The organism is Nostocoides sp. HKS02, assembly GCF_009707485.1.
Taxonomy (GTDB): domain Bacteria; phylum Actinomycetota; class Actinomycetes; order Actinomycetales; family Dermatophilaceae; genus Pedococcus.
Genome location: NZ_CP046121.1, coordinates 948,036 through 974,725, shown reverse-complemented (window position 1 = coordinate 974,725; position 26,690 = coordinate 948,036). Strand labels below are relative to the sequence as shown.

Annotated in this window: 17 protein-coding genes, 1 tRNA gene and 2 pseudogenes; 14 read left to right on the top strand and 6 right to left on the bottom strand. The window is 69.9% G+C overall.

Features of this window, described 5'->3' with window-relative positions; genetic code table 11:
• Window positions 1-19: 19 nt before the first annotated feature.
• Window positions 20-202, top strand: a complete 183-nt coding sequence (locus GKE56_RS04550; protein ID WP_154683527.1) for a DUF5703 family protein — start codon at window positions 20-22, stop codon at window positions 200-202.
• Here GKE56_RS04550 and GKE56_RS16855 read toward each other — a convergent pair.
• Both GKE56_RS16855 and GKE56_RS04535 read right to left on the bottom strand, forming a co-directional pair.
• Window positions 154-1,128 (bottom strand): hypothetical protein, encoded by a 975-nt coding sequence (locus tag GKE56_RS16855; protein ID WP_195908238.1) that lies wholly within the window; start codon window positions 1,126-1,128, stop codon window positions 154-156. The genes GKE56_RS04550 and GKE56_RS16855 overlap by 49 nt on opposite strands.
• Window positions 1,129-1,252: 124 nt before the next feature.
• Entirely contained in the window at window positions 1,253-2,611 is a 1,359-nt protein-coding gene (locus tag GKE56_RS04535; protein ID WP_154683524.1) for a M20/M25/M40 family metallo-hydrolase, read from the bottom strand.
• A 148-nt stretch (window positions 2,612-2,759) separates the two neighbouring features.
• Between GKE56_RS04535 and GKE56_RS04530 the strand changes: the two genes are divergently transcribed.
• Window positions 2,760-2,847, top strand: a tRNA-Leu gene (locus tag GKE56_RS04530).
• Window positions 2,848-3,033: 186 nt separating this feature from the next.
• Here the strand turns inward: GKE56_RS04530 and GKE56_RS04525 are convergent.
• A complete protein-coding gene (locus tag GKE56_RS04525) occupies window positions 3,034-4,992 on the bottom strand; it encodes a hypothetical protein (protein ID WP_154683523.1) in 1,959 nt (652 codons plus the stop codon).
• Window positions 4,993-5,360: 368 nt separating this feature from the next.
• Window positions 5,361-8,522: a PAS domain S-box protein gene (locus GKE56_RS04520; protein WP_154683522.1), complete on the bottom strand. Its 3,162-nt coding sequence runs from the start codon at window positions 8,520-8,522 to the stop codon at window positions 5,361-5,363.
• 267 nt (window positions 8,523-8,789) lie between these two features.
• On the opposite strand from GKE56_RS04520, the gene GKE56_RS04515 reads away from it, so the two are divergent.
• The 3 genes and pseudogenes from GKE56_RS04515 (at window position 8,790) to katG (ending at window position 12,413) form a co-directional block, all read left to right on the top strand.
• Window positions 8,790-9,662, top strand: a complete 873-nt coding sequence (locus tag GKE56_RS04515) for an LLM class F420-dependent oxidoreductase (protein ID WP_154683521.1) — start codon at window positions 8,790-8,792, stop codon at window positions 9,660-9,662.
• Window positions 9,663-9,753: 91 nt separating this feature from the next.
• A complete protein-coding gene (locus GKE56_RS04510; protein WP_154683520.1) occupies window positions 9,754-10,224 on the top strand; it encodes a Fur family transcriptional regulator in 471 nt (156 codons plus the stop codon).
• A pseudogene (gene katG, locus GKE56_RS04505) lies at window positions 10,217-12,413 on the top strand (catalase/peroxidase HPI). The gene GKE56_RS04510 and the pseudogene katG overlap by 8 nt, the downstream one beginning before the upstream one ends.
• Before the next feature lie 119 nt (window positions 12,414-12,532).
• Here katG and GKE56_RS04500 read toward each other — a convergent pair.
• Window positions 12,533-15,088, bottom strand: coding sequence for a glycosyl hydrolase (locus GKE56_RS04500; RefSeq protein WP_154683519.1), 2,556 nt, complete (start codon window positions 15,086-15,088; stop codon window positions 12,533-12,535).
• Window positions 15,089-15,628: 540 nt separating this feature from the next.
• Between GKE56_RS04500 and GKE56_RS04495 the strand changes: the two genes are divergently transcribed.
• The 8 genes and pseudogenes from GKE56_RS04495 (at window position 15,629) to GKE56_RS04460 (ending at window position 25,475) form a co-directional block, all read left to right on the top strand.
• Complete coding sequence (locus tag GKE56_RS04495) at window positions 15,629-16,714, top strand: LacI family DNA-binding transcriptional regulator (RefSeq protein ID WP_154683518.1); 1,086 nt, start codon at window positions 15,629-15,631, stop codon at window positions 16,712-16,714.
• Entirely contained in the window at window positions 16,711-18,000 is a 1,290-nt protein-coding gene (locus tag GKE56_RS04490; RefSeq protein WP_154683517.1) for a sugar ABC transporter substrate-binding protein, read from the top strand. The genes GKE56_RS04495 and GKE56_RS04490 overlap by 4 nt, the downstream gene beginning before the upstream one ends.
• A gap of 13 nt (window positions 18,001-18,013) precedes the next feature.
• Window positions 18,014-18,950: pseudogene (locus GKE56_RS04485) on the top strand (carbohydrate ABC transporter permease).
• Between the two features lie 157 nt (window positions 18,951-19,107).
• A complete protein-coding gene (locus tag GKE56_RS04480; protein WP_230209289.1) occupies window positions 19,108-19,857 on the top strand; it encodes a carbohydrate ABC transporter permease in 750 nt (249 codons plus the stop codon).
• A complete protein-coding gene (locus GKE56_RS04475) occupies window positions 19,854-21,071 on the top strand; it encodes a Gfo/Idh/MocA family protein (RefSeq protein ID WP_154683515.1) in 1,218 nt (405 codons plus the stop codon). Before GKE56_RS04480 ends, GKE56_RS04475 begins: the two co-directional genes overlap by 4 nt.
• Window positions 21,068-23,176 (top strand): hypothetical protein, encoded by a 2,109-nt coding sequence (locus GKE56_RS04470; RefSeq protein WP_154683514.1) that lies wholly within the window; start codon window positions 21,068-21,070, stop codon window positions 23,174-23,176. The genes GKE56_RS04475 and GKE56_RS04470 overlap by 4 nt, the downstream gene beginning before the upstream one ends.
• A gap of 77 nt (window positions 23,177-23,253) precedes the next feature.
• Window positions 23,254-24,231, top strand: coding sequence for a glycoside hydrolase family 130 protein (locus GKE56_RS04465; RefSeq protein ID WP_154683513.1), 978 nt, complete (start codon window positions 23,254-23,256; stop codon window positions 24,229-24,231).
• The gene (locus GKE56_RS04460; RefSeq protein ID WP_154683512.1) at window positions 24,228-25,475 is read left to right on the top strand and encodes an AGE family epimerase/isomerase; all 1,248 of its coding nucleotides are present in this window, start codon (window positions 24,228-24,230) and stop codon (window positions 25,473-25,475) included. The genes GKE56_RS04465 and GKE56_RS04460 overlap by 4 nt, the downstream gene beginning before the upstream one ends.
• A gap of 505 nt (window positions 25,476-25,980) precedes the next feature.
• Here the strand turns inward: GKE56_RS04460 and GKE56_RS04455 are convergent.
• Window positions 25,981-26,208, bottom strand: a complete 228-nt coding sequence (locus GKE56_RS04455) for a hypothetical protein (RefSeq protein ID WP_154683511.1) — start codon at window positions 26,206-26,208, stop codon at window positions 25,981-25,983.
• Window positions 26,209-26,354: 146 nt separating this feature from the next.
• Between GKE56_RS04455 and GKE56_RS04450 the strand changes: the two genes are divergently transcribed.
• Window positions 26,355-26,633: a hypothetical protein gene (locus GKE56_RS04450; protein ID WP_154683510.1), complete on the top strand. Its 279-nt coding sequence runs from the start codon at window positions 26,355-26,357 to the stop codon at window positions 26,631-26,633.
• Window positions 26,634-26,690 lie beyond the last annotated feature (57 nt).

Here is a 26,690-nt window from a genome sequence, read left to right as displayed (position 1 = left end):
TGGGTGAAAATGGCGCGTGATGGTTGAGTACGAGTACCGCGTGCTGAGCTTCGCGCGAGACGTTTCCCGGTCCGACATCCGGCGGATGCTCTCCGAGCACGCCGAGTACGGTCACTGGGAGCTGCACCGCACCCGCATCTACCTCGGCGGCGTTCAGCGGAGCTGGTTGCGCCGAAAGATCATCCGGGTGCCGCGCGGCTGAACGGTGAGGCTCCGGGAGAACCGCACGAGCAGGCTTCCCGCCCACAGCAGCACCCCGGCGAGCACGGCCAGGGGCACCACGGTGGCGCCGGTGAAGGCGAGTCGGCCGTTCAGCGGCGATCCCGTCAGTGCGGCGGCGACGTCACCGGCCTGCTGGGCCGCCGCGGCCACCCCGGAGCCTCCACTGGTACCGCCCGTGCTGCCTCCAGCGCCGGCGGGACAGGGCACGAGCAGCTGCTCCAGGGGAACCCCCGCGGACTCGAGCTGCTGGATGAGGTCATGGTCGAGCACGACGATGGTGGTCTGGACCGGCACGACCTGCCGGGTCACGCGGACGCACGCGCCGACGAGGGTGGTGAGGGAGGCGTCCACGGCCGCGACGGTGTCACCGCCGGCCGGGACGGTGTTCGCGGGGCAGGGGGCGAACACCTGGGGGAACTGCTTCACCAGCGGGGACGACAGGTCGCGGCCCACTGCGGTGAGGTTGACCTCCACGGCTGGAGACATCGAACCCGTGGGGATCAGGCAGAGGCTCGCCACCGGCGTGCTGGCCGCGACCCGCGCCGGGGCCGTGCTGGACTGCCGACCGGGTGGGGTGGCAGTCGCCGACGACCCGCTGGACGCGGTCCCCGAGCGCGCGCTCGACGATGCGCCAGCCGGCTGCGACGAGGGAGCCGGTGCGGCAGCCGGAGCTGGGGCGGGGGGCGCCGGCGGGGAGAACGGCGGGGTCGGAGCCGGGGTCGAGCCCAGCAGCGAGGCGATCGGCAGCGGGGCAGGCTGCGAGGTCACCGCGGTGGTCAGGCTGGCGAGGGGCTGTGGCAGGACAGCCGCCTGGGCACTCGCGGCGCCCACCATGCCCATACCACCGACCACGGCACCGATCGCGACCCAGCGAGCCCACCCCGTCGAGGACTTCGTCGTGCTCATGCCCATTCCCTCCCGCCAGCGACCCTGTTGTCAGTGGGCTCAACGAGGCAGGAGACCTCCGGGCTACGCACCGGCGCTCCGCAGGGGATGTGTCAGCCGTCACCTGGGCGCCGGGCCGCCATCGTCAGCACGTGGCGATGAACCGGCGAAGGACCCGCACCCCGAACTCCAGGGCCGATACCGGCACGCGCTCGTCGATGCCGTGGAACATGGGCGCGAAGTCGAGCTCGGCCGGCAGCTGCAGCGGGGCGAAGCCGTACCCGGTGATGCCCAGCCGGCTCAGTGCCTTGTTGTCGGTGCCGCCGGACAGGCAGTACGGCAGGACCTGCGCGTCGGGGTCCTCGGCGAGCAGGGCCGCGGTCATCGCGTCGACGAGCGGCCCCTCGAAGGGCGCATCGAGCGCGATGTCGTGGTGGACGACCTCCACCTCGACGTGCTCGCCTGCCAGCTCGCGGATCGTCGCCAGCAGCTCGTCGTCGTGTCCGGGCAGGAACCGCGCGTCGAGTGACGCGGTCGCGGTCTGCGGGATGACGTTGTGCTTGTACCCGGCATCGGCCATGGTGAAGTTGGCGGTGTCCTGCAGCGTGCCCCGCACGAAGCCCTGCGCACCGCCGAGGTGCGCCAGCAGGTCGTCGAGGTCGTCATCGGCATACCCGGTGCCGGTGAGCTCGCTCAGCCCATCGAGCAGGGCCCGCACCGAGGCGATGTACTCGCGGGGCCAGGTGTGGTCGCTGATGCGGGTGATCGCCTCCGCCAGGCGGACCACGGCGTTCTCGTCGTTGGGCACCGAGCCGTGGCCAGCACGCCCTCGGGCCACCAGCCGGACCCAGAGGATGCCCTTCTCTGCGGTCTGGACGAGGTAGGCACGGGTGTCGCCGCCGGCCGCCGTCGGCACGGTGACCGAGTAGCCGCCGACCTCGCTCACCGCCTCGGTCACGCCGTCGAAGAGCTCGGGGTGGTGGTCGACGACGTAGTGCGCCCCCTTGACCCCGCCGGCCTCCTCATCGGCGAAGAACGCGACGACGAGATCGCGCGGGGGCTTCGTCGCGGTCCGGGCGAGGTCACGGACGCAGGCCAGGATCATCGCGTCCATGTCCTTCATGTCGACGGCGCCACGCCCCCAGACGCACCCGTCCCGCAGCTCGCCGGCGAGGGGGTCGACCTGCCAGTCGGCGGCGTTCGCGGGCACGACGTCGAGGTGGCCGTGCAGGCACAGCGCTGGTCGGTCGCGGTCCTGCCCCTCGAGGCGGACGACCACGCTGGTCCGACCCGGGTCGCTTTCGATGACCGTGGGCTCGAGCCCGACCTCGCGCAGCTGGGCGACGACGTACTCCGCCGCTTCCCGCTCCCCCGGCCCGCTGCCGTCGCCGTAGTTGGTGCTGTCGATCCGGATCAGCTCCTGACAGAGCCGGACGACCTCCTCGACGGGGCCCGTGACCTCGGTGCCGACCGCGTTGCTGACCCTGCTGCTGGCCTCGCTCATGGGTTCACCTTAGGTGTCGCCTCGGTATGCCGGACGGCTGCGGCGGACGGGTTCCGTTGAGGTCGGTGCCAGTTCGGAGGTGGGGGTACCTGCGTGCTATCGTTCCGGGTCGCAGCAGGCGCTCCCCAAAGGGCCTGCGACACACCTTGTCCGGGTGGCGGAATGGCAGACGCGCTAGCTTGAGGTGCTAGTGCCCTTTATCGGGCGTGGGGGTTCAAGTCCCCCTCCGGACACCATCGGCGCCCCGAGTTCTTGCAGGTCAAGAGCTTGGGGCGCTTCACGTTGCACCGCGGGGATCGTCGCTTGACAGGGAGTCCTCGCGAGCTTCATGCGGGCCCGAGCGAGAGCCCGCTCGGGCCGACGAGAGACGCCCTCGGGGTGCCGGTCCGGGCAGCGCTCTGCATGCCCGGACCGGACGCCGCTCAGCCTCCGGCGTGGACGCCGACGCAGAAGGTGATCTGGCTGGACGTCCCCTGGTTGTCGATCAGCCCGGTGGTCAGGGCCGCTCGCGTGGACATGCTGACCAGGTAGGAGCAGGGCTTCCAGCCGGTGGTGACCTCGCTGACCGTCCCGAACTGTCCGCGCGCGACGGTTCCGCTGGCGACACTGCCCGGCGCCGACGGCGAGAAGCTGGTGATGGACAGGTCCCAGTCCGCCATCAGCTCGTGGTCTGCGGTGTAGTCGACGTCGAGTGCACTGTCGATCGGCGTACACCCCAGGGTGACCGGGTTGGCGAACTGCTGGATCGACAGCTCGTTGACCTCGCCCCAGTTGTTGACGTGGATCTTGGTCAGGCTGTTGGTGTAGTCGGGTGGGCTGGCCGTCGGGTTCGAGACGCGGGTCGCCTCGAACACGATCCCGAGATCCTGGCCGGACCGCGGGTTGAGGACAGCGTGGCCCGCGTCGGAGCCGGGCAGCGGCGCGCCGCCGGGAGCATCGACCGTGCTCTCCAGCCCCATCAGGGTGGTGAACACCGACGCGCCTGGGTCGACGACGACCCATCCATCGCCATCGGGGGTAATGGTGTGGATGCCCGGGCCGGTCCAGGGGTCGCCGACGTTCGGGGGCGTGGCGTCGACCTGGGGCGCCCCGGCGATCACCAGGGACTGAGGAATCGAGTCGGTCCCGGCGATCGTGGTACCGGAGCCGTCCTGCTTCGGCCAGGTGACCATGCGGGACCCCACGTCCACCTGCCCGACGCGGCCGGCGGTGACCGGCGTGTTGGAACCCGCCAGGAGGAAGCGGTACTTCATCGCGGTGCCGTCGATGGGCGAGTCCGCAGGGCAGTATCCGCGCAGTTCGAGAAGTCCCTGGAAGGCGAACCCTGGGCCACCGCCGTAGTAGAGCCCGGCGAAGGCGAGACCCTTGTTCGTCAGACCCGTCGAGGATCTGATGTCCGACGTGATGTTGAAATGCCCGACCTGCGTGAAGAACGGTGCGCGCACCGGATGGCAGACGCAGCGGCAGAGCAGGCGGCAGTGCCACGAGCACACCCAGTGGCACAGCTGGATGCAGAAGCGTTGCAGCTCAAGCTTCGTCACGATCTCGGCAAACTTCGCGGCGTCGGCCTGCTCGACAGCGTCGACCAGGGCGGTCAGCGCCTCCGGGTCCTTGACGAGCCGCGCGGCGGCTTGCGAGAACGCATACGCCTCCGAGAGCGAGGTGTCCGCGTTCTCGAGGGGGAACTGTCGGCAGAGCTCGATGCAGACCCGGATACAGCGCCAGGTGCAGAACAGCTCGCAGACCCATTGGCACCGAGTATCCAGCTTGGCCCGGGTGAGCACGCCGCGCATCAGCTCGCAGTCGCCCGCGAGGGCGGCCTTGGTGGCCTCTGCGAAGGCACCCTCGTTGGCCAGCAGGTCCCTGATGGCCCCGCCCGCCGCGGTCAGCTCGTCGACGAGATGACGGACCGACAGGGTCGCTCTCGTGTCGAGACGGTCACAGCGCAACCGGCAGTGCACGGTGCAGACCCAGTGGCACAGCAGATGACAGAGACGTTCGGCCTGCAGCTCGGCGACCAGGGCCTGCCAGGCCTCCGCGTCGGGCTCGAAGACCGAGCCGGCGAGGCGCTCGACGAGCTCCTCGTCCTGCGTGACCTTGACGATCAGGTCAGCGAGCTCCCGCACATCTGGGACGACCTCGTCCCGGGGAGGCCCACACAGCTCCAGACATCGAAGCACGCAGTCCTTGCTGCACAGCCATCCGCACACCAGCTCGGCCCGGTCGGAGACCTTGGCCTCGTCGAGCAGGCGCAGGTAGGAGTCCGCATCGGTTGCACGGAAGGCATCGAACAACGCCCGGAACCGGTCCTCGTCTGTGGACAGCGCCTCGATGGCGTTGGCCGCTGCGGTGAGGTCGGATACGACAGATTCACTAGCCACGGTCCTTCATCTCCCCGGAAAACACTCGAATGTGTGAATGGCCCAGCGTCGGGTGCCGCTCGATGGATGTCCGGCCTCGTAGGCACGTCGCAGCCTCCCGTGAGGTGAGGGGAAGCGCCGTGAGATCGAACGACTCACGCGCCGTCTGCTCGCTGTTACGGGCGAACGATGCTCGATCCCGACATCCTCACGTTAGGACCCTTAACCGCCTGCGGACTCCGGCATCCGCCGTAGTTGAGGCCCAACGTGCCCCCGAGCCCCCACGAACCGCACCCACTGGGACGCAACGGAGCCCCGCTGGGTAGAACCGGCCTCGGTGACCTCGACCGCAAGGGTGGCTGCTCGGCCTCAGACGTCACCGTCAGACATCACTGCGCGGCAGGGTGAAGGGAGAACGTCGAGCCGCGACCGGGCTCACTGGTGGCCCAGATCAGGCCGTGGTGCTGCTCGACGATGCCGCGGCAGATGGCCAGTCCGAGGCCGGTCCCGCCGTGCCTGCGGGTGTCGGAGGCGTCGACCTGGCGGAACGGCTCGAAGATGGCCTCGAGCTGGTCTGCCGCGATGCCCGGGCCTTGGTCGGTCACGTCGAAGCGGACGTACCCCTCGACGAGGGTGCTGCACAGCTGCACTGCCGAGCCCGGCTCCGAGAACTTGACCGCGTTGCCCACCAGGTTGCTCAGGATCTGGATCACCCGGTCGCGGTCGGCCAGGACCCTCCCGCAGGTGGCTCCCACCGTGATGCCGACCTGGGACGCCTGGGCGAATACGGCGGTCTCGTCCACAGCAGCGGCGATGAGTTCCTCCGCCGCCGTGGGCTGGGGGTGCACGGTGAGGTGGCCAGCAGTCATGCGCTCGAGGTCGAGGATGTCGGTGATGAGGCGGATGAGCCGGTCGGTGCTGGTCGTCGCGACGTCGACCATCCGTGCCGCCTTCGGGGCCAGAGGTCCAGCGGCCCCTCCGGCGAGCAGACCCAGGGCACCGCGGACGCTCGTCAGCGGGGTGCGCAGCTCGTGGCTGACCACGGAGATGAACTGGTCCTTGAGCCGTTCGACCGTCCGCCGCTCGCTGATGTCGCGGAACACCACGACCGAGCCGGCGATGGTGCCGTCCGCCACGATGGGGGCCGCGATCGACTCTGAGTCGAACACTGTGCCGTCTGCCCTGACATGACGGCCGGTGAACGAGCGGGGTGCAGGGTCTGACCCGCCGTCACCCCGGGCGGTGCCAGCGGCATACGCGGCGTCGAGCCCCGGCTCGACCATGATGACCTCAGTGACAGGGCGCCCCACGACGGCCTCGGCGGGCAGCCCGACCAGGGTGGCCCCGGCGTCGTTGATGAACGTGACGATGCCGCTGGCGTCGAGCCCGTATATCCCGTCACCAGCCGAGTTCAGCACCATCTCCAGACGGCTGGTGAGTCGCTCGAGCTGCCAGGAGTGGGCGGCCACGCGGTGCTCGGCGCGATCACGCTCGACGACGCGGCCGAGCTGTGCCCCGACCTGCGCCATGACCGACAGCATGTCGGCATGGCAGTCCTGGGGCTGGGTGCTGAAGAACTCCAGCACCCCGACTGGCTCGTCCCGCACCAGGATCGGGAAGGCGCAGGCCGAGACGAGCCCAGCCTGCGCTGCCTCCTCGACGCGGCCGAACCTCGGGTCGTCCTCGAGCGAGGACAGCCAGATCAAGTCCGGACGCGCGAACACCTCTTGCGCGAGCTTGACCTCGTCAGCCCGGGCAGCCTCGGTGGCTGCCCGGAAGCCGGCAAAGGCGCCGAGGGGCTGCTCGTACCAGACCGAGTGGCGCAGGGCCGAACGGTCGTCGTGATCGGTGAGGTAGGCGTGCGCGAGCTGCCAGCTCCCGAACCGGGCGAACGCCTCCAGCGCCGCCGCCAGCGCCTCCTCGACACTGGCTGCGGAGTTCGATGCCGTCGCCACCGCTCCGAGCAGCTCGAGGGTGCTGGCCTGTCGGTGGAGGGCGAGCTTGGCCTGGTGCTGCTCGGTGATGTCCCGGGTGACCATGCCGAACCCGCGCAGGCTCCCCTGGTCGTCGCGCAGCGCGGAGATGACGACGCTTGCCCAGAACCTGGTCCCGTCCTTGCGCACTCGCCAGCCCTCGTCGGTGACGTGCCCCTCAGCCAGGACGGCCTCGAGCTCGAGAGCCGGCTTGCCCGCAGCCACATCAGCCTGCGGGTAGAAGACCGAGAAATGCTGGCCGAGGATCTCCTGCTCGGTGTACCCCTTGATCCGCTCGGCGCCGGCGTTCCAGGTGATGACGTGGCCCGCGGGGTCGAGGTTGAGGATGGCGTAGTCGCGGACCTGTCCGACCAGCAGGCTCAGGTTGTCCCGGGTGTCGCGCAGGTCTGCCTCGAGGCGCCTCTTGTCGGTGACGTCCCGGAAACTCCAGACCCGGCCGACGGGCTGGCCGTCGACCCGCTGCGGTTGGGAGTACCGCTCGAACATGCGCCCGTCGAGGAAGGCGAGGTCGTCGAAGCTCGTCTCGTCGGGACAGTTGTACAGGTGCTGCACCTGGGCGACGAATGCCGCGGGGTCGACCAGCTGCGCGAGCACCGAACCCATCACCTGGGCGTCGTCGCCCGCGGCGAGCAGGTCGGGGTCGATGCGCCACATGGTCGCGAACCGCTGGTTGTGGCCCGCGATCCGGCCCGCAGGATCGACCACGAGGATCCCGTCGACGGTCGACTCCAGGGTCGCCGTAAGGAGCGCCACGGAGGTTGCCATGGCCGCGTGTTCCGCAGCCCGGACCACGGCCAGGGCGGCCAGCCGCGCCGCCCAGGCTGGCAGGTCCTCGTCCATGGCCCGCCGCCTCGCCGCGGCCGGATACCGCAGTGACAACCGCCCCAACGTCTCCCCGGACGGGGAGAGGACCGGCGCCTCGCGCACGGCCCCGGCATGGCCGTCGGCGTCGGCGCCCCAGCCGTCGCTGGTGACAGCGAAAGGCTGGGTGGCACCGTCGCCGAACACCTCGATGGTGCAACGGGCGGTCCCGGACAGCGCGGCCACGCCGTCGGCCAGGGCAGTCAGCACGGCATCCACCGCGGTCCCGCCGGCGACGGCCTCGACGACGTCTGCGTGGGTGGCCAACATCAGCTCGGTGCGCTTGCGGTTGGTGATGTCGATGAGGAAGCCGTGCAGCACGTCCTCTCCGCCGTCGCCCTGCTCGACGACGGCGTCGTCCATGACCCAGACGACCTGCCCGTCCGGGTGGAGCACGCGGTACTCCGAGCACACCCGACCGGACGCAGCCAGGGAGGCCTCCCGCTCCAGCACCGCGTCACGGTCATCCGGGTGCAGCTGGGCGAGCCACAGCCCCGCGTCTGCCAAGAGCTGCTCCGGGGTGAAGCCGAGGATCGCGGTGACGGCGCGGCTGGCGGACAACCACCGCCCGACCGGTCCCGGCTCCGCGCGGTAGACGGCCACCCCCAGCCGGTCTGCGAGCCGGTCTGCCGGGGCGCTGCTCGGAGGACGGCGGACCGCGGCCTCCGTGTCCGGCGGCGGTTCAGGCTGAGTCACGGTTCTCCCAACGGGCTGCTCTCACGGGCTGGTCCAATGGTGAGGACATCGCGTAGCCCCTCGGCGAACCACGCCGGCACAGCGTACTGGCGACGGCGCCCTCATCGGCCGTTTTGTCGGGATCTGCAGCCAGTCACCGGAGACCTGCCAACCTGCCGCGCGCGTGGCATAGCGTGGTGGTGCGCGGCTTGGTGCGACGGGCGGCTGGAGCGCACGCGAAGTCGCACTCGCGCGAGCGTCCACCCGAACCGGCATACGAGGAGTGGCATGAAGCTGGGACTGCACATCGCGGACTTCACCTGGCAGGGCGGACCGACGGTCCTGCGCACCGACCTGGGAGACATCGCCGCACGCGCCGAGCAGGCGGGATACGACCGGGTCAGTGTCATGGACCACGTCTGGCAGATCGGGCACCTGGGACCACCGGAGCACGAGATGCTCGAGGCGTACACGACCCTGGGGTACCTCGCCGCCAAGACCGAGCGGGTCAAGCTGCTCACCGTGGTGACGGCCGTCGTCTACCGCGAGCCGGGACTGCTCGCCAAGGCGGTCACGACGCTCGACGTCCTGTCCGGCGGTCGCGCCATGCTCGGGATCGGCGCGGCCTGGAACGAGGAGGAGTCGCGCGGGCTGGGCCTGTTCTTCCCCTCCACCGCCGAGCGGTTCGAGCGGCTCGAGGAGGCCCTGCAGATCTGCCTGCAGATGTGGAGCGAGGACGACGGCCCGTTCGAGGGCAAGCACTACCAGCTCGCGCGGACGCTCAACTCGCCGCAGGCCCTGAGCCGCCCCCACCCGCCGATCCTCATCGGTGGCGCCGGTGAGCGAAAGACCCTGCGGATGGTGGCGCAGTATGCCGACGCGTGCAACATCTTCGACTCCCCCGACCTGGCCCACAAGCTCCAGGTGCTCCGTGAGCACTGCGAGCGGCTCGGCCGCGACTACGACGAGATCGAGAAGACCGCCCAGCTGCGGTTCGACCTGGGCCGGGACGGCGAGCGCGTCGAGCAGACGATCGAGCACCTCCACGAGCTGGCCGAGCTGGGTATCGAGGTGGCACACGGCACCCTGGCCGGGGTCAGCGAGCCTGGCATGCTCGAGCTGGTGGGCGAGCGGGTGATCCCGGCCGTGGCAGCCCGCTGACGCCGTCCCGGCGCACCCCGCGTGGTGGCACTCCCCCACATTCGTGGATCATTTCTTGATTCATTCCAGACAATGCCGAATACTGCGCAGGGTGCAGGCCACCTCAGACTTCGAGCGCATCCTGCGCGAGGCGCCGCTGCGCGTCACGCGCCCGCGACTCGCGGTCCTGGCCGCCGTGCACGCCCACCCGCACGCCGACACGGACTCGATCATCAGCACCGTCCGCGCCGAGCTTCCGGCGGTCTCCCACCAGGCGGTGTACGACGTGCTCCGCGCGTTGACCACCGCCGGGCTCGTCAGACGGATCCAGCCGTCGGGCTCGGTGGCTCGCTACGAGTCGCGCGTCGGGGACAACCACCACCACGTCGTATGCCGGTCGTGCGGGACCATTGCCGACATCGACTGCGCGGTCGGGGCCACTCCGTGCCTGACCGCGTCCGACGACCAGGGCTTTGCCATCGACGAGGCCGAGGTGACCTACTGGGGCCTGTGTCCCGCGTGCGCCGCTGAGCCCGCACCACCATCCGAACACCAAGACAAGGAGATCGACCGACGTGTCTGAGCGTGGCAGTGAGAGCGAGAACCCGGTAATCCCGGCCCCCACACCGACCCATACCCGCCCCCACTCGAACCAGGACTGGTGGCCCAACCAGCTCGACCTGCAGGTACTGCACCAGCACTCGCCGAGCTCCAACCCGATGGGCGCGGACTTCGACTATGCCGAGGAGTTCAAGACCCTCGACCTCGAGGCGCTCAAGGCGGACCTCGTCGAGGTGATGACGACCTCGCAAGACTGGTGGCCGGCCGACTACGGACACTACGGTCCGCTCTTCATCCGGATGAGCTGGCACTCCGCCGGCACCTACCGCATCGAGGACGGCCGTGGGGGTGCCGGCGACGGGTCCCAGCGCTTCGCCCCCCTCAACAGCTGGCCCGACAACGCCAACCTCGACAAGGCCCGCCGGCTGCTGTGGCCCGTGAAGCAGAAGTACGGCCAGAAGATCTCCTGGGCCGACCTGCTGGTGTTCGCCGGCAACGTGGCCATGGAGTCGATGGGCTTCACAACGTTCGGCTTCGGCTTCGGACGGCAGGACGTCTGGGGAGCCGGAGGAGGTCTTCTGGGGTCCCGAGGACAGCTGGCTCGGCGACGAGCGCTACAGCGGCGACCGGGAGCTCACCGGTCCGTTGGGTGCGGTGCAGATGGGCCTGATCTACGTCAACCCAGAAGGCCCCAACGGCAACCCGGATCCGCACGCTGCGGCGCGCGACATCCGCGAGACCTTCCGCCGGATGGCGATGAACGACGAGGAGACCGTCGCCCTGATCGCCGGCGGTCACACCTTCGGCAAGACCCACGGTGCGGGCGACCCGAGCCTGGTCGGCCCAGAGCCTGAAGGCTGCCCCGTCGACCACCAGGGCCTCGGCTGGAAGAACACCTACGGCAGCGGCAAGGGCAAGGACACGATCACCAGCGGCCTCGAGGGTGCGTGGACGCCCACGCCGACGACCTGGGACAACAGCTTCTTCGAGACGCTGTTCGGCCACGAGTGGGACCTCACCGAGAGCCCGGCCGGCGCCAAGCAGTGGCAGCCGGCGGACGGTGCCTCGTCAGACGCCGTCCCCGACGCCCACGACCCATCGGTCCGGCACGCCCCGATGATGCTCACGACCGACCTGGCCTTGCGCCTCGACCCGGTCTACGAGCCCATCGCGAAGCGGTTTCGCGAGAACCCCGACCAGTTCGCGGAGGCGTTCGCCAAGGCTTGGTACAAGCTGCTGCACCGGGACATGGGACCGGCCTCGCGCTACCTCGGCCCGTGGGTCCCCGAGCCGCAGCTGTGGCAGGACCCGGTGCCCGCAGTCGACCACGAGCTCGTGACCGACGGCGACGTCGCGACCCTCAGGGCCCGGATCCTCGAGTCCGGTCTGTCCATCGCCCAGCTGGTTTCGACGGCCTGGGCCTCGGCGGCCACCTTCCGCGGCACCGACAAGCGCGGTGGCGCCAATGGGGCGCGGATCCGGCTCGAGCCGCAGCGCAGCTGGGCGGTCAACGACCCGGCCGAGCTGGCCACGGTGCTGGCAGCCCTCGAGCAGATCCGGGACGCCTTCAACGCCGAGCAGGCCGGCGGCACGAGGATCTCCCTTGCGGACCTGATCGTCCTCGCCGGTGGCGTGGGCATCGAGCAGGCAGCCAAGAACGCGGGCCACGACCTCACGGTCCCGTTCACGCCCGGACGGACGGACGCTTCGCAGGAGCAGACCGACGTCGAGGCCTTCGCCGTGCTCGAGCCCAAGGCAGACGGCTTCCGCAACTACCTGCGCGATGGCGAGAAGCTGCCCCCGGAGGTCCTGCTCCTCGAGCGGGCCAACCTCATGACGCTGACCGCGCCGGAGATGACGGTGCTCGTCGGCGGGATGCGGGCCCTGGGCACGAACGTCGGAGGAACCAGGCACGGGGTGTTCACCGACCGGCCCGGGGCCTTGACCACCGACTTCTTCGTCAACCTGCTCGACATGGGCACCGAGTGGCGGCCGTCGGTCTCGGAGGAGACCGTGTTCGACGGTCGCGACCGCGCCACCGGCGAGATCACGTCCAGCGCCACGGCGGTCGACCTCGTCTTCGGCGCGAACTCCCAGCTCCGCGCCATCGCTGAGGTCTACGCCAGCGCGGACGCGCAGGAGAAGTTCATCGGGGACTTCGTCGCGGCCTGGGTCAAGGTCATGAACCTGGACCGCTTCGACCTCGCCTGAAGGATCCTCACGGACCGTCGTGACAGACGGTCCCGACAGAACGGTCCTGACTGACCGTCCTGACAAGCAGTGGGGCACGGGCCAGACGGCCCGTGCCCCACTGTCGTGTGCTGGTCCAGCTACGAGGTGGTGCGGTAGATCCCGCGTCCGAACGTCGCGACGTACACCATGCCGTCGGGCCCTTCCAAGGCCTGGGTGGCGATGGTGACGGGCACGGCATCCCGGGACCACTGGGGCGCCCCGGTGCGCAGCGAGGTCATCGTCGTCTCCACCACGCCGAGGTCGGTCGCCAGGACGACGCGGCCCGTGGAGGTGAACAGCAGGTTGTCGCCGGGCACGTCAGGCAGGTTGCCGCTGACGTCGGTCCAGGTCGCAGCCGCCCGTCCCGTGGAGTCGGTGCCACCGGTCAGGGTGACCTTCCACAGGTGGCCGGCTCCGGCGAGGTCGCTGCCCGGCCCGTCGACCCAGTTGCGCGAGTAGCCGCCGAAGACGACGAACGCGCTGTGGGAGTCGGACGGGTCGGGGTTGACGCCGGTGATCATCCGCAGCGGGACACCGGCCGGGGTGGCCACCTGCTGATAGCCGCCGTTGGCGTTGCTCATCAGCCCGCGACCGAATGCCGAGCCCGGGTTGCAGGAGCCGCACCAACCTGCCCAGACCACGTGGTTGCGGCTGGCCAGGGCGGTGGTGGAGTGCCCTGCCCCAGTGTCGGCCGCCTTGGCCCAGTCGGCGCCACTGGTGCTGGACCAGGTCTTGCTGTTGGTCCAGACGTACTCACCGCCGGCGACCCACGTGTTGGCGTCGGTCTGGTCGGCGCTGAACGGAGCGATGAACCGCGGCAGCGGGTCGCTCGGCGCGATGCTGATGATGGCGCTGTCGGAGGCGGGGCTCCCGTTGGCCACACCGCAGTTGGTCGTCATCTGGAGGGTGAGGTCGACGTACTCTCCGACGGTCCGGCAGCCGTTCTCCGGGTCGACGAGCTGCTGGCCACCATCTCCTCCGTAGGGCGAGACCATGACACCGTTGTTGGCCGGGTCGAGCAGCGAGACCCCGTTGTCCTGCAGACCACCCCACACCTGGACCTGGCCCGGGTGCGCGACGTCCTTGCCGACGCCGACGGAGTAGTACTGCAGCATGTCGAGCTGCCCCGAGGTGGACAGGGACCGCCACGACGCGGGGTTCGACGAGAGTGCGCGCTGGTACAGGCCACCGTCGTTCCCGACGTACACCTGACCCTCGCTCGACCCGGTGCCGAAGGCGATCGCGTGCTGGTCGGAGTGGACGACGTTGCCGTCACAGGTGTTGTTCGCGTCGAGGTAGGACCAGCAGGAGAAGCCGAAGTTCCAGTACCGGCCGATGGTGTTCCAGCTGGCGCCGCCGTCCCAGGACTCGTAGACCTCCTCGAGCCCGACGTAGACGTGCTTCGCGTTGTTCGGGTCGACTCCGAGGAACTGGTTGTACCAGGCCTGAACGCCCGGCCCGTAGCCCTTGCCGATGCGCTGCTTGCGCTCGGCGGAACCGCTCTGCGCCAGCGTGCTGGCGTTCGCGATCTGGTCGTAAGGGCCTGCAGCAACACCGGTGTTCGACACGTAGACGCCCGCCAGTGCGCTGGCCGCACCCGCGTTCAGCGCGGCCGGTGACTCCAGGACGACGTAGAGCTTGGACCCGTCCGCGGAGTACTGCAGCGTGGCGTTCCCGACGTCCTTGGGGTTGATCGCACCCAGGGGGTTGACCTTCGCCCACGTGCTGCCGCCATCACGGCTGAGGTAGAAGCCGTTGTATGCCGCGCCACTACGCCAGGCGACGTTGGCGAGGATGACCTGGCCACCGGTTCCGGGTTGCACGGCCACGTCGTTGGCGATGTCGCGGTAGCTCGCGTTGACGTCTGTGCACAAGAGCATCCCCTGCGCACACGGCGCGAGCGTCCGGGTCCACGCGGTGGACGACGCGCCCGTGAGGGAGTGCATGTACAACCCCCGCGACGCGGCGACGAACACGCGACCGTTGGCGGCATCGACCAGGATCCGGCGGATCACCTGGCTGTCCAGCTCGGTGCCACCCACCCTGGAGGCAGCCGTGAAGGTGCCGGTGTCGGGAGAGGCGAGCCGGAAGACGCCCGCACCGACGTAGGTCGCGGACCCGGTGGTGCCGTCACCCGTGGCCACCCAGAGCGCACCGTCCGGGGCAATGGACATGCTGCCGATGGACTGGGTGGGCAACGCGTCGGCAATGGCCGTCCACGACGTGCCGTTGTCACACGAACGCTTGACGCCGCCAGCGGCGCCGCCGGCGAAGATGCAGCTGCTGTCGACGGCCAGGGCCTGCACCCGGCCGCTCACGTAGCCCGCGCCACCGCTGCTGTTGGACGCGCTCGGGTCGCGGTACCGGGGATCATCGGAGTTGTACGGCACGTCGGTCACCGAGTTCCAGACCGAAGGAGCGGCCGGCAGCGAGGACAACTGGGTGTATGCCGCGGCATACGCGCCGGGAGCGACGAGCCCGGTCGGCGCCGAGCGGGCCTGGGCGAACTCACCCTGGGAGGTCATCAGCTCGGCCGCCTGGTCGCCGGCGTCCTGGAAGCGGCCACCGCCACCCCCCGAACTGCTGCCCGCATAGCCTGGCGCTGCGAGGAGCGGCGCCGCCGCGAGGGCGGCGCCGGCGACCAAGCCCACCATCGCGCGGCGCAGTCCGCGCCGCCTCGTGCTGGACCTCGTGCCGGACCTCGTGGTGCATTTCGTGGTGGAGACCATCGTCGGTGAAACCCTCCTGCCAGGGCGCCGTCGTGCGGCGCGCACGAACTCGCCATTGTGTGGACGTGCGACTCCCGCAGCGGCCCACCCCAATCGGCACCCGGCACAGGATTGGCTCGCACTTTAGCCCCGTTGGCGTCCTTGGCAATCCCCCACGCGCCATAATTTTTTCTGCCTCAGCGGTCCCAGAGCCCACGCGACTTCCGGCTCCGGTGCTCCACACAGGAAGATCGCCCGCCATGGGCCGACTTCCCGCATCCGGCCTCGCTCGACGTGACGAGCCGTCGCCAACCCACCGCGACTCGGACCGAAACCCGTTGTGGCAGAACCCGATTCGTCCCCCGGCGCGACGGCCCCTGACGCTGCGCCGATGGGGGCACCCCGCCCGGGTCGCTCACCCTGGTGTCCACATTGGGCGATTCACACCTCTTGACAGATTCGTACCTAAACCGGTTTAGTCATTTTATGGCCAGACCGACAATCAACGACGTCGCCCGTGCTGCGGGCGTGTCGAAGGGTGCCGTGTCGTTCGCCCTGCACAACCAGCCGGGGGTTGCGCCAGCCACCCGCGAGCGGATCCTCGAGGTGGCCCGGGAGCTGGGGTGGACCCCCAGCGCGCGAGCCCGGGCCCTGTCCGTGTCGAAGGCGTTGGCGGTGGGGCTGGTCATGGCGCGACGGCCCGAGACGCTGCGTGCCGACCCGTTCTTCCCGTCCTTCATCGCCGGCGTGGAGTCTGTCCTCTCCGAGCGCGGATACGCGTTGCTCCTGCAGATGGTGACCGACCCGGACCGGGCGCGGCAGAGCTACCGGCGTCTGGCCGACGAGGGCCGCGTCGACGGCGTCTTCGTCACGGACCTGCTGGTCTCGGACGAGCGCCCGGCTCTGCTGGCCGAGCTGGGGTTGCCGGCCGTCATCGTCGGCCCGGCCGTCGAAGACCCGTACTGGCCTGTCGTCGGCGCCGACGACGCGCCGGGCATCGTCGCAGCGGTCCAGCACCTGATTGACCTGGGCCACACCCGAATCGCGCACGTGGGCGGCCCGAGTGGCGTGGTCCACGGGGTCTCGCGCAGGAACGCCTGGGCGGCCACCCTGCGCGAGGCCGGGCTTGCTGACGCACCGTTCATCGAGACGGACTTCTCCGCCGAGTCGGGGGCCGCAGCGACGCGGCACCTGCTCGAGCTCGACGAGCCGCCGACCGCCATCCTCTACGCGAACGACCTGATGGCCATGGCGGGCCTCTCCTTGGCCGTGTCCCGGGGCGTCGACGTCCCCGGGCAGCTCTCGATCGTCGGGTTCGACGACACCGAGATCGCCGCGCACCTGCAGCCCGCCCTCACCAGCGTCCGGCAGGACGCCATCGCCTGGGGCCGGGCCGCGGCGACCCGGCTGCTCGAGCTCATCGACGACACTCCCCCGTCCCCCGTCGAGCTCGCACCACCGGCGCTCGTGGTTCGAGCGTCAACAGGACCTGTCAGTTCCGGTGCGGCCCACGCCGCACCCTCAGCACGACGACGTTCCACCCCGGAGCGCGGACGAATGGAGAAGCAATGAAAGCCAAACTCGTAGTCGGAACGGTCGGCGTGCTGGCGCTGAGCCTGGTGTCGGCCTGTGGTTCGGGTGGTTCGTCCGGGGGCTCAGCCGCGGCCGGGGCGAAGGGTCCCATCAAGGTCTGGTTGTCGAACAACCCCGAGGAGATCGCCTGGGGTCAGGCGATGATCAAGGAGTGGAACGCGGCCCATCCCAAGGAGACCGTCACCGGGCAGGAGATTCCGGCCGGCAAGACCTCTGAGGAGGTCATCGGCGCCGCCATCACGGCGGGCAACGCACCGTGTCTCGTGTTCAACACCTCACCGGCGGCCGTGCCCCAGTTCCAGAAGCAGGGTGGCCTCGTGGCCCTCGACGGCTTCAGTGGCGGCGCGGCATACGTCCAGGCGCGCACCGGGGCGGCCGCGGACCAGTACAAGTCACCGGACGGGAAGTTCTACCAGATCCCCTGGAAGTCGAACCCCGTGATGATCTTCTACAACAAGGACCTGTTCAAGAAGGCCGGCATCGACACCACCAACCCGCCGCTCGCCACGTACGACCAGTTCCTCGCGACGAGCCACAAGATCATGAAGAGCGGCGTGGCACAGGCAGCCATCTGGCCCGCACCGAGCAGCGAGTTCTTCCAGCCGTGGTTCGACTTCTACCCGCTGTATGCCGCCGAGACCGGTGGCACGCAGCTGGTGGAGAAGGGCAAGGCCACCTTCAACTCCGACGCCGGTAAGAAGGTCGCGAACTTCTGGGCCAGCATGTATGCCTCGGGCGCGTCCCCCAAGGAGGCGTACAACGGTGACTCGTTCGCCGACGGCAAGGCGGCCATGGCCGTGGTGGGCCCCTGGGCCGTCGCGGTGTACGGCAAGAAGGTCAAGTGGGGCGTCGTCCCCGTGCCGACCTCGACAGGCAAGCCTGCGGACCAGATCCACACCTTCTCCGACGCCAAGAACATTGCGGTCTACTCGGCCTGCAAGAACCAGGGCACCGCTTGGGACCTGCTGAAGTTCGCCACCAGCAAGGACCAGGACGGCAAGCTGCTCCAGATGACGGGCCAGATGCCGTTGCGGGAGAACCTCGCCGCGACCTACCCCGACTACTTCAAGACACACCCGGAGTACCAGCTCTTCGCGGCGCAGGCAGCCCGGACCACCGAGGTGCCGAACATCGCGAACTCGGTGAGCATCTGGCAGACCTTCCGTGACGCGTACTCGTCCTCGGTGATCTTCGCCAAGACTCCCGTCGACGCGGCGCTCTCCCAGGCCGCCGACAAGATCAACCAGCTGGCCAGCCAGCCGTGACCGGGCCGAGACCATGAGCACTGATGCTGCCCGAGCTGGCGCCGCCGTCAAGCGCAGCCCGGCCCCTCGGAAGCTGGCGGCCCTCCTGGGCCGCCAGCCCCTGGGGCTCGTGCTGGCCGCTCCGTATGCCGTGTTCCTCGCCGCGATCTTCGCGTACCCCTTGGGGCTCGCGGTGTGGATCAGCTTCCACCGGTACTTCTTCGCGGCACCGGGCGCTCAGGTCGACCGGCCGTTCGTGGGGCTCTCCAACTACACGACGGTGCTGTCCGACCCGGCCGTGCGCCAGTCGTTCCTCAACGTGCTCGAGTTCCTCGTCATCAACGTCCCGCTGACCGTGGGGCTGTCCCTCGTGCTCGCCACCGCCCTGAACTCCGTAGCCCACGTCCGCACGTTCCTCCGCGTCGCGTACTACGTCCCCTACGTCACGGCCAGCGTGGCACTGGTCGCGGTCTGGCTGTTCCTGTTCAGCAACAACGGCATGGTCAACCACGTCCTCGGGCCGCTCGCCCCCAACCCCTCCTGGCTGGTCAACAAGCGGACTGGCCATGCCGGTCATCGCGATCTTCGTGACCTGGAAGCAGCTCGGGTTCTTCATCCTGCTGTACCTCGCGGCCCTGCAGAACGTTCCCAAGGAGCTCTACGAGTCGGCCTCGGTCGACGGCGCCGGGACGGTGCGCTCCTTCTGGAACGTGACGGTGCCGGGAGTTCGGCCCGCGACGACCCTGGTGATCATCCTGGCGACGATCACGGGCGCCAACCTGTTCACCGAGCCCTACCTGCTCACCAACGGCGGAGGCCCCGACGGGGCTTCCACGTCACCGGTGTTCCTCATGTACCAGAAGGGCATCGAGCAGGGTGCTCCCGACGTCGCCGCCGCGATCGGAGTCATCCTCGTGATCGCCGTGCTGGTCCTCTCGCTCATCAACCGACGCCTCCTGGAGCGTGACTGACATGGCCACCACGACACCGGTGACGACCACTTCGGGTCCCCCGGCTCCCCCGGCTCCTCCGCGCGAACCCACCACGGCGACGCGACCGGGCCGCCGCTGGCTGAGCTTCACCGCCTTGCTGCTCGGGGCGCTGGTGTTCCTCTTTCCCTTCTACTACATGCTCGTCGGCTCGTTCAAAGCCAAGTCCGACCCGTCCCTGGCCGGCTTGCTGCCCACGGGCGTGACCCTGCACAACTACGCCCAGATCGACAGTCGGGTGAACCTGCTGAGGTCGCTGGCCAACTCGGGCATCTTCACCGGCGCCGTGCTGCTGAGTACCGTCGTGTTCGGCATCCTGGCTGGCTACGCCTTGGCACGGCTGCACTTTCGTGGCAGGGGAACGCTGTTCGCCCTCATGCTCCTCGTCCAGATCGTGCCCTTCCAGCTGCTCATCATCCCGATCTACGTGATGATCGTGCGGACCTACGGGCTGGCCGACTCCTACCTGGGCATGATCCTGCCGTTCGCGATCAACTCCACGGCGGTGTTCCTCTTCCGGCAGTTCTTCCTCCAGCTGCCCGAGGACCTGTTCTCGGCGGCCCGGCTGGACGGCGCGGGCGAGCTGCGGATCCTGTGGTCGATCGCCCTCCCCCTGGTCAGGCCGGCCCTCCTCACCGCCATCCTGCTGACCTTCATCGGCCCGTGGAACGAGTTCCTGTGGCCCTTCCTCGTCACCAAGCAGACGGACATGCAGCCGCTGGCCGTCACCCTCGCGAACTACATCAGCAACGTCGCCGGTCGCGCCGACAACCCGTTCGGTGCGATCCTCGCCGGCGCCGTCGTGCTCGCGGCACCGGCAATGGCGTTGTTCGTCGCCTTCCAGCGGCACTTCATCAGCTCCGACATCGGCTCGGGAGTGAAGGGATGACCACTCTGGGAATGGGCGTCGTCGGCGCCGGACGGTTCGCGCACTTCGTCGCCGACGCGACCGCGGACCTGCCTGGTGTCGAGGTCCGGGCCGTGGCCGACCCGGTCGTGGAGCGGGCACAGGAGCTGGCCCACCGGCACGGTGCCCGACCCGTGCCGGATTGGCGGGACCTGCTGGATGCCCCTGACGTCGAGGTCGTGGTCGTCGCGACGCCGCCGGCCACCCACGCGCGCATCGTCACGGCCGCCCTGGAGGCCGGGCGGCACGTGTTCTGCGAGAAGCCCCTCGCGACCGAGGAAGCCGAGGCCCACGAGCTCGTCGACCTGGTCGAGCGAAGCGGCCGGGTGCTCGTCGTCGACCACGTCCTGCGCTACAACCCGATCCTGCGTGCGCTCAGGACGCTGCAACCACTGCTGCTCGGTCAGGTCCAGAGCTTCAGCTTCGACAACGACGCCAGCGACGAGGACCTCGACCCCGGGCACTGGTTCTGGGATACGACGGCGAGCGGTGGCATCTTCGTCGAGCACGGCGTGCACTTCTTCGACGCCGCGGCCATGCTCATCGGTCAGCCAGCCACCGCCGTGCAGGCGACCGCGGCGCGGCGCAGCGACGGCGGCCCGGTTGACCTGGTCAGCGCCACCGTCCGGCACGGAGAGCGAGTCCTGGCCACCCACACCCACAGCTTCACCCACGCCCACCGCTGCGAGCGTCAGCACCTGCGGCTGGACCACGGCGCGGCCGAGGTCCGCGTCGACGGGTGGATCCCGATCGATGCCGCGATCGACGCCTGGACCGACGAGGACGGGGCGCGGTTCGTCGAACACCTGCCGTCGCGCGTGGCCGAGGTCATGCAGGTCGACGGGTACCGTCTCGACACCCAGGCTCGGATCACCGCCCGGGTCCATCGCGACGCTGCCGGGTCGCCGTACGCCCGCGGTCGCGGCCTGCCCCTCGACATCCCGCACCACGTCCGCGTCCAGCTCACCCTCGGCGGCCCCTCCGCCAAAGCCAAGGTCTACGCGGAGAGCGTGCGCGCTGCCATGGCCGACCTGGTGAGCGCTGTCACGACCGGTACCACGCCCTACAGCTCCGTTCGCGAGGGAGCCGCGGCCGTCGCCGTCGCGGCTGCCGCCACGCAGGCCTCCCACGACGGCAGGTCGGTCGCGATCCCCGACCACCTCCGCAGCACTTCGACCCCAATGAGGACGGCATGACTTCCACGGACATGACTTCCACGAAGGCTCGCAACGGCCAACGATCCACCTTGGCCCCCTGGCTGGCAGGGTCCGCCGCAGTCCTTGCTGCGGTCCTGGTCGCCGCGTCGGGCGGCGTCGGCTCGGCCCAGGCCGCCACGCCCGCGCCCCCCGCGCCCTCCGTGGCACGGTCGGCGACGGCGCCGCTGACGAACCTCGCCCACCTCGACTGGCTGGGCGCCCGGGTGACGCCCCCCAGCCAGCCCGGCCACACGACATACCGGCTCGGTGATGAGCCCCAGATCGGAACCCTGTGGACGTATGCCGAGCCCGACAGCACCGGCGGCTTCCGCCACGTCGGCGGCGGCAGCTACGACCCCGCGACGAACACCTACGGGCAGGGCGCCTTCAACGCGGACGACATGTCGCGAGCCGCCGTGGTCTATCTACGTCACTGGCAGGCCACCGGCTCGGCGTCCAGCCGGGCCAGCGCCTATGAGCTCCTCCGGGGCCTGACCTACCTGCAGACCTCCGCCGGTGCCAATGCGGGCAACGTCGTGCTGTGGATGCAGCCCGACGGCACCCTCAACCCGAGCCCCCAGCCGAAGGAGCTGCCGGACCCCTCCGACAGCGACGCCTCGTACTGGCTGGCTCGCACCATCTGGGCGCTGGGCGAGGGCTACGCGGCCTTCCGCACCAGCGACCCGACGTTCGCGTCCTTCCTGGGTCAGCGGCTCGAGCTTGCCCTGAGCGCCCTGGACCGCGAGTGCCTGGCACGGTACGGGCAGTACCTCACCATCGACGGGCACCCGGCGCCCGCCTGGCTCATCGCCGGGGGCGCCGACGCCAGCGCCGAGGCCGTGCTGGGTCTGTCCGCCTACGTCGCCGCCAGTGGGTCGCCCGCAGCCCGCACCGCGCTGACCCGACTGAGCGAGGGCATCGCCGACCTCTCGGGCGGGAGCGCCCGGACCTGGCCGTTCGGCGCGGTCCGCCCGTGGTCGCTGTCCCTGTCGATGTGGCATGCCTGGGCCTCGCAGATGCCGGCCGCCCTGGCCCGTGCGTCCAGCGTCCTGGGTGACCAGCACCTGGCCGACGTCGCGGCCACCGACTCCTTCACCTTCGACCCCTGGCTGCTGACCTCGGGCGGACCCGACAACGGCCGGATGCCCACCCGTGGCGACACCTCGCAGATCGCGTATGGCGCCGACTCCCGCCTGGAGTCGCTCATCGCCACCGCCCAGGGAGCTCGCCAGCAGGCGGCCCACCGCCTCGCGGGCATCGTGGGCGCCTGGTTCTTCGGAGCCAACCCCGCCGGAGTGGCCATGTACGACCCCGCCACCGGGGTCACCTACGACGGCATCTCGGGCAACGGCAGCGTCAACCACAACTCCGGCGCCGAGTCGACGATCCACGGGCTGCTCGCCATGCTCGCGCTGGACGCACACCCCGATGTCGCAGCACTCGCCCGCACGGCCACGATCCGCCAGCGGATCGGCACGACGACGATCGAGGCCGAGCAGGCCACGCTGGGCGGCGGGGCCCGCGCTGTGGTGCCACCGTCCTTGTGGACCGGAGAGGCGCTCTACTCCGGCACGGGCTATGCCGCGGGTCCGGACGGCAGTCGGGTGTCCTTCGCGGTTCCGGCGGGGCGCGCGTCGCTGGTGCTGCCGGTGTTCGACCTGCAGCCCGGCAGCTCCGCGGTGACGACGTTCACGGCTGGGGACCGTGCGCTGGGACAGGTGCGCTCCGGTGACATCGGTCCGCAGGGCGACTCCCCCGCCCCGGGCGCGCTGCTCCCGGTGACGCTGCCCGGCACCATCCCGGCAGGGACCACGCAGCTGTCGGCCTCCACGGTCGCCTCCGGCGGCGACGAAGCCCGGCTGGACGCGATCATGCTGGTGCCGTTGGTGTCCCAGCTGGTCCTCGGCGGAGACGGCCACGCGACCGCGGTCGTGTCCAGCCGGTCGCACACCGTCGAGCACGCCCAGGTGAGGCTGGCCGGTTCAGGTGCTGCGCTCATCGAGACGTACGACGGCAGTGGCCGCCTGGTCAGCTCCAGCTCGAGCCCCGCCCAGACGGTCCCGGTCACGGTTCCGCCTGGAGGGTTCACCTACGTGCGCCGCTAGGCCGCCGCTCACCCGGAACAACCCCCCAAAGCCACACCCCAAAGCCACACCCCAGTACCCCGAACGAATGAGGAGCCATGACCCAGCCCGCCTTCCCCCACGCCGAGTTCCCGCTCGGACCGTTCGTCGCCCATGCCGGCAACCCGATCCTGCGCCCCCAGGGAGACACCTGGGAGTCGGCGAGCGTCTACAACCCGGCTGCGGTGGTGAAGGACGATCGGGTGGTGCTGCTCTACCGGGCCCACGCCGACGACATCGTCTCGCACGTCGGACTGGCCACGAGCGAGGACGGCATCCACTTCGAGCGTCACCCCGAGCCGGTGCTCTCCCCCACCGAGGACTACGAGAAGTTCGGCGCCGAGGACCCGCGCGTCGTGGAGATCGACGGGACGTACTACCTCACGTACACCGGGTGGGACCAGGTGTCGGCCCAGCTGTGCCTCGCAACCTCGACGGACCTGTACACCTGGACCAAGCACGGTCCGATGTTCCCGGACTTCAACACCTTCCTGCCGGTCGGCAACGGCTCGGACGCGCCCTGGAGCAAGGCCGGGGCCATCCTTCCCGTGCCGATCAACGGTCGTTACCTCATGTACTTCGGTGAGGGCTCGATCTGGTACGCCTGGTCGGACGACCTCATCCACTGGACGCCGTGCTCCAACGACGAGCCGATCATGGTGCCCACCCCACCCGGGACCTTTGGCTCCTTCCTCGTCGAGGTGGGCCCGCAGCCCATCATCACCAACAACGGCCTGATCCTGTTGCTGCACAACGCCGCCGTGAAGAACGACGACGGCACGGTTCGATACACCTGCGGCCAGCTGCTGTTCTCCCCCGACGACCCGACCACCATCCTCGCGCAGATGAACCGTCCGTGGCTCGAGCCCCAGACCTATGAGGACACCCACGGCCTGGTCTCCAACGTCACCTTCGTCGAGGGCCTGGTGTTCTTCCGCGACACCTGGTTCGCGTACTACGGCCAGAGTGACTCCACGCTGGGTGTGGCTACCTACAAGGTCGGCGACACCTACGCCCTCAAGGACGCCGCCGAGTGAGACCCTGGCTCGATACCCCCTCGCATGCCCGCTGGCTCGAGGGCGAGTCCGACCGTCTGCTCGCGTTCAGCCGCGCCTCCCGCCACCCCGACGGTGGCTTCGCGTGGCTCGACGACGCAGGTGATCCACAGCTCGACCGCCCGGTCCAGCTGTGGATCACCTGCCGGATGACCCATGTCTTCGCGCTCGGCGCCCTGATGGGCCGTCCAGGGTGCGGACCCCTGGTCGACCACGGCATCGACGCGCTCACCGGCCGCTTCCACGACGACGAGCACTCCGGGTGGTATGCCGCCGTCGACGACGATGGGCCGCGCAGCGAGCAGAAGACGGCATACGAGCACGCCTTTGTCGTCCTGGCGGCGTCCAGCGCCGCCGTGGCCCGCCGTCCTGGTGCCGAGGCGTTGCTGGCGGAGGCCCTGGAGGTCCTGCTCACCCGCTTCTGGGACGACGAGCACGGCATGGTCGTGGAGGAGTGGGACCGGAGCTGGTCGAGCCTGGACCGCTATCGCGGCGTCAACGCGAACATGCACTCCGTCGAGGCGCTGCTGGCAGCCTCGAGCGCGACCGGCGACGACCGACTCCTCCAGCACGCCCTGCGGATCGTCACGCGGGTCGTCCACGACCTGGCGCGCGCGCACGAGTGGAGGATTCCCGAGCACTTCGACGAGCAGTGGCGCCCACTCCTGGAGTACAACGCGGACGCGCCCGCCCACCCGTTCCGGCCCTACGGCGCGACGATCGGCCACTGGCTGGAGTGGGCGCGCCTGACCCTGCACCTTCGCGCGGCGCTGGGCGAGGACGCGGCCCCTGGCTGGACGCTCGACGACGCGCGGAGCCTCTTCGACGCGGCCGTCCGCGAGGGCTGGTCCGTCGACGGTGCGCCCGGGTTCGTGTACACCGTCGACTGGGCCGGCCGACCCGTGGTCCGAGAGCGGATGCACTGGGTCGCCGCGGAGGCGACCGCAGCCGCCGCGGCGCTTCACCAGGCGACCGGCGACGTCGCGTATGCCCAGTGGTACCAGACGTGGTGGGACCACATCGCCGAGGTCTTCATCGACCCGCGCGGAGGGTCCTGGCGACACGAGCTCGACCCGTCGAACCAGCCGAGCGCGCTGGTGTGGGCCGGCAGACCTGACACCTACCACGCGCTCCAGGCCACGCTGATCCCCCGGCTCCCGCTCGCTCCGGCCCTCGCAACGGCGCTCGGTGAAGGCCTGCTCCGGTGGGCGCGGCGCAGACCGTAACCGCCGGCCCCGGCAGTCGTTGATGGGTTGTGCTTGCCAGGGCCCAGTGGGCCGTCACCGTCCTTTGCTGGGAGAGTCCGATGCGCCGAACCCGAACACTGCTCATGACCGCCGCGGTCGCTACCCTGGCACTCGCCGCGGCTGCCACGCTTCCCGCGTCGGCGGACACGACGAGCGGCCAGCCCACCGTCGGCGCTCCGTCGATCCTCTGGCCTCAGAGCGGTGCGCCCACCGCGGCCTCGACGCCCACCCTGCCGTCGCCGTCGCAGAGCAACAACCTGATCTTCCACGGCGGTGCCGTGGAGCACCGACCGAAGGTGTACGTCACCTACTGGGGTTCGGAGTGGCAGGCCGGCTTCCACACCGGGCCCAACAACGCGTACAGCAACAAGACCGCGATGACCTACGTGACGAACTTCTTCGCCAACGTCGGCGGCAGCAAGTGGAACGGCACGCAGACCCAGTACTGCGACAACATCGCCCCCGGAAGCACGACCTGCGCCGGTCAGGCCCTCGCCCAGTACGTGACGAACTCGGCCAAGGTGCTGGGCGGGGTGTGGGTCGATCCCACGCCGGCTCCGGCGACCATCGTGACGAGCGGGTTGGCCCAGAACCTCGTCACGGACCCGATCGCGACCGAGGCGGTCAAGGCCCAGCAGCACTTCGGCTTCGACCCTGACGCGACGTACTTCGTGTTCACGCCGCCGGGGCACGCGGCCACGGCATACGGCACCGTCTACTGCGCGTACCACAGCGAGGTCACCAACGTCGGGGGCCACGGCATCAAGTACGCCTTCATGCCCTACACCCCCGAGCAGGGCGCGGGCTGCGGCGGCAACAAGCGTCAACGCGACCAACGACGCCTATGGCCACGGGTACATGGACAGCTACAGCCTGGCTGGCGGTCACGAGTACGCCGAGGCGGTCACCGACCCCGACGCGTTCCCGACCCAGGACGGCTGGAACGACTACCAGACCAGCGAGAACGGCGACAAGTGCGCCTACTTCCACCCGGCGAACATCACCATCGGTCACTACTTCTACGCCGTGCAGCCGATGTGGAGCAACGAGGCCAACGCCGGGTCAGGCGGGTGCGCCATGGCTCGGGGCACCGGCGCCGCGCCCGTGCCGTCGACCCTGCCGGTCGCCGTTCCCTGACGTCGCTCCTGCGGTCGTTCCCTGACCCGGCTCGGTATGCCGCCCGCTCACCCGAAG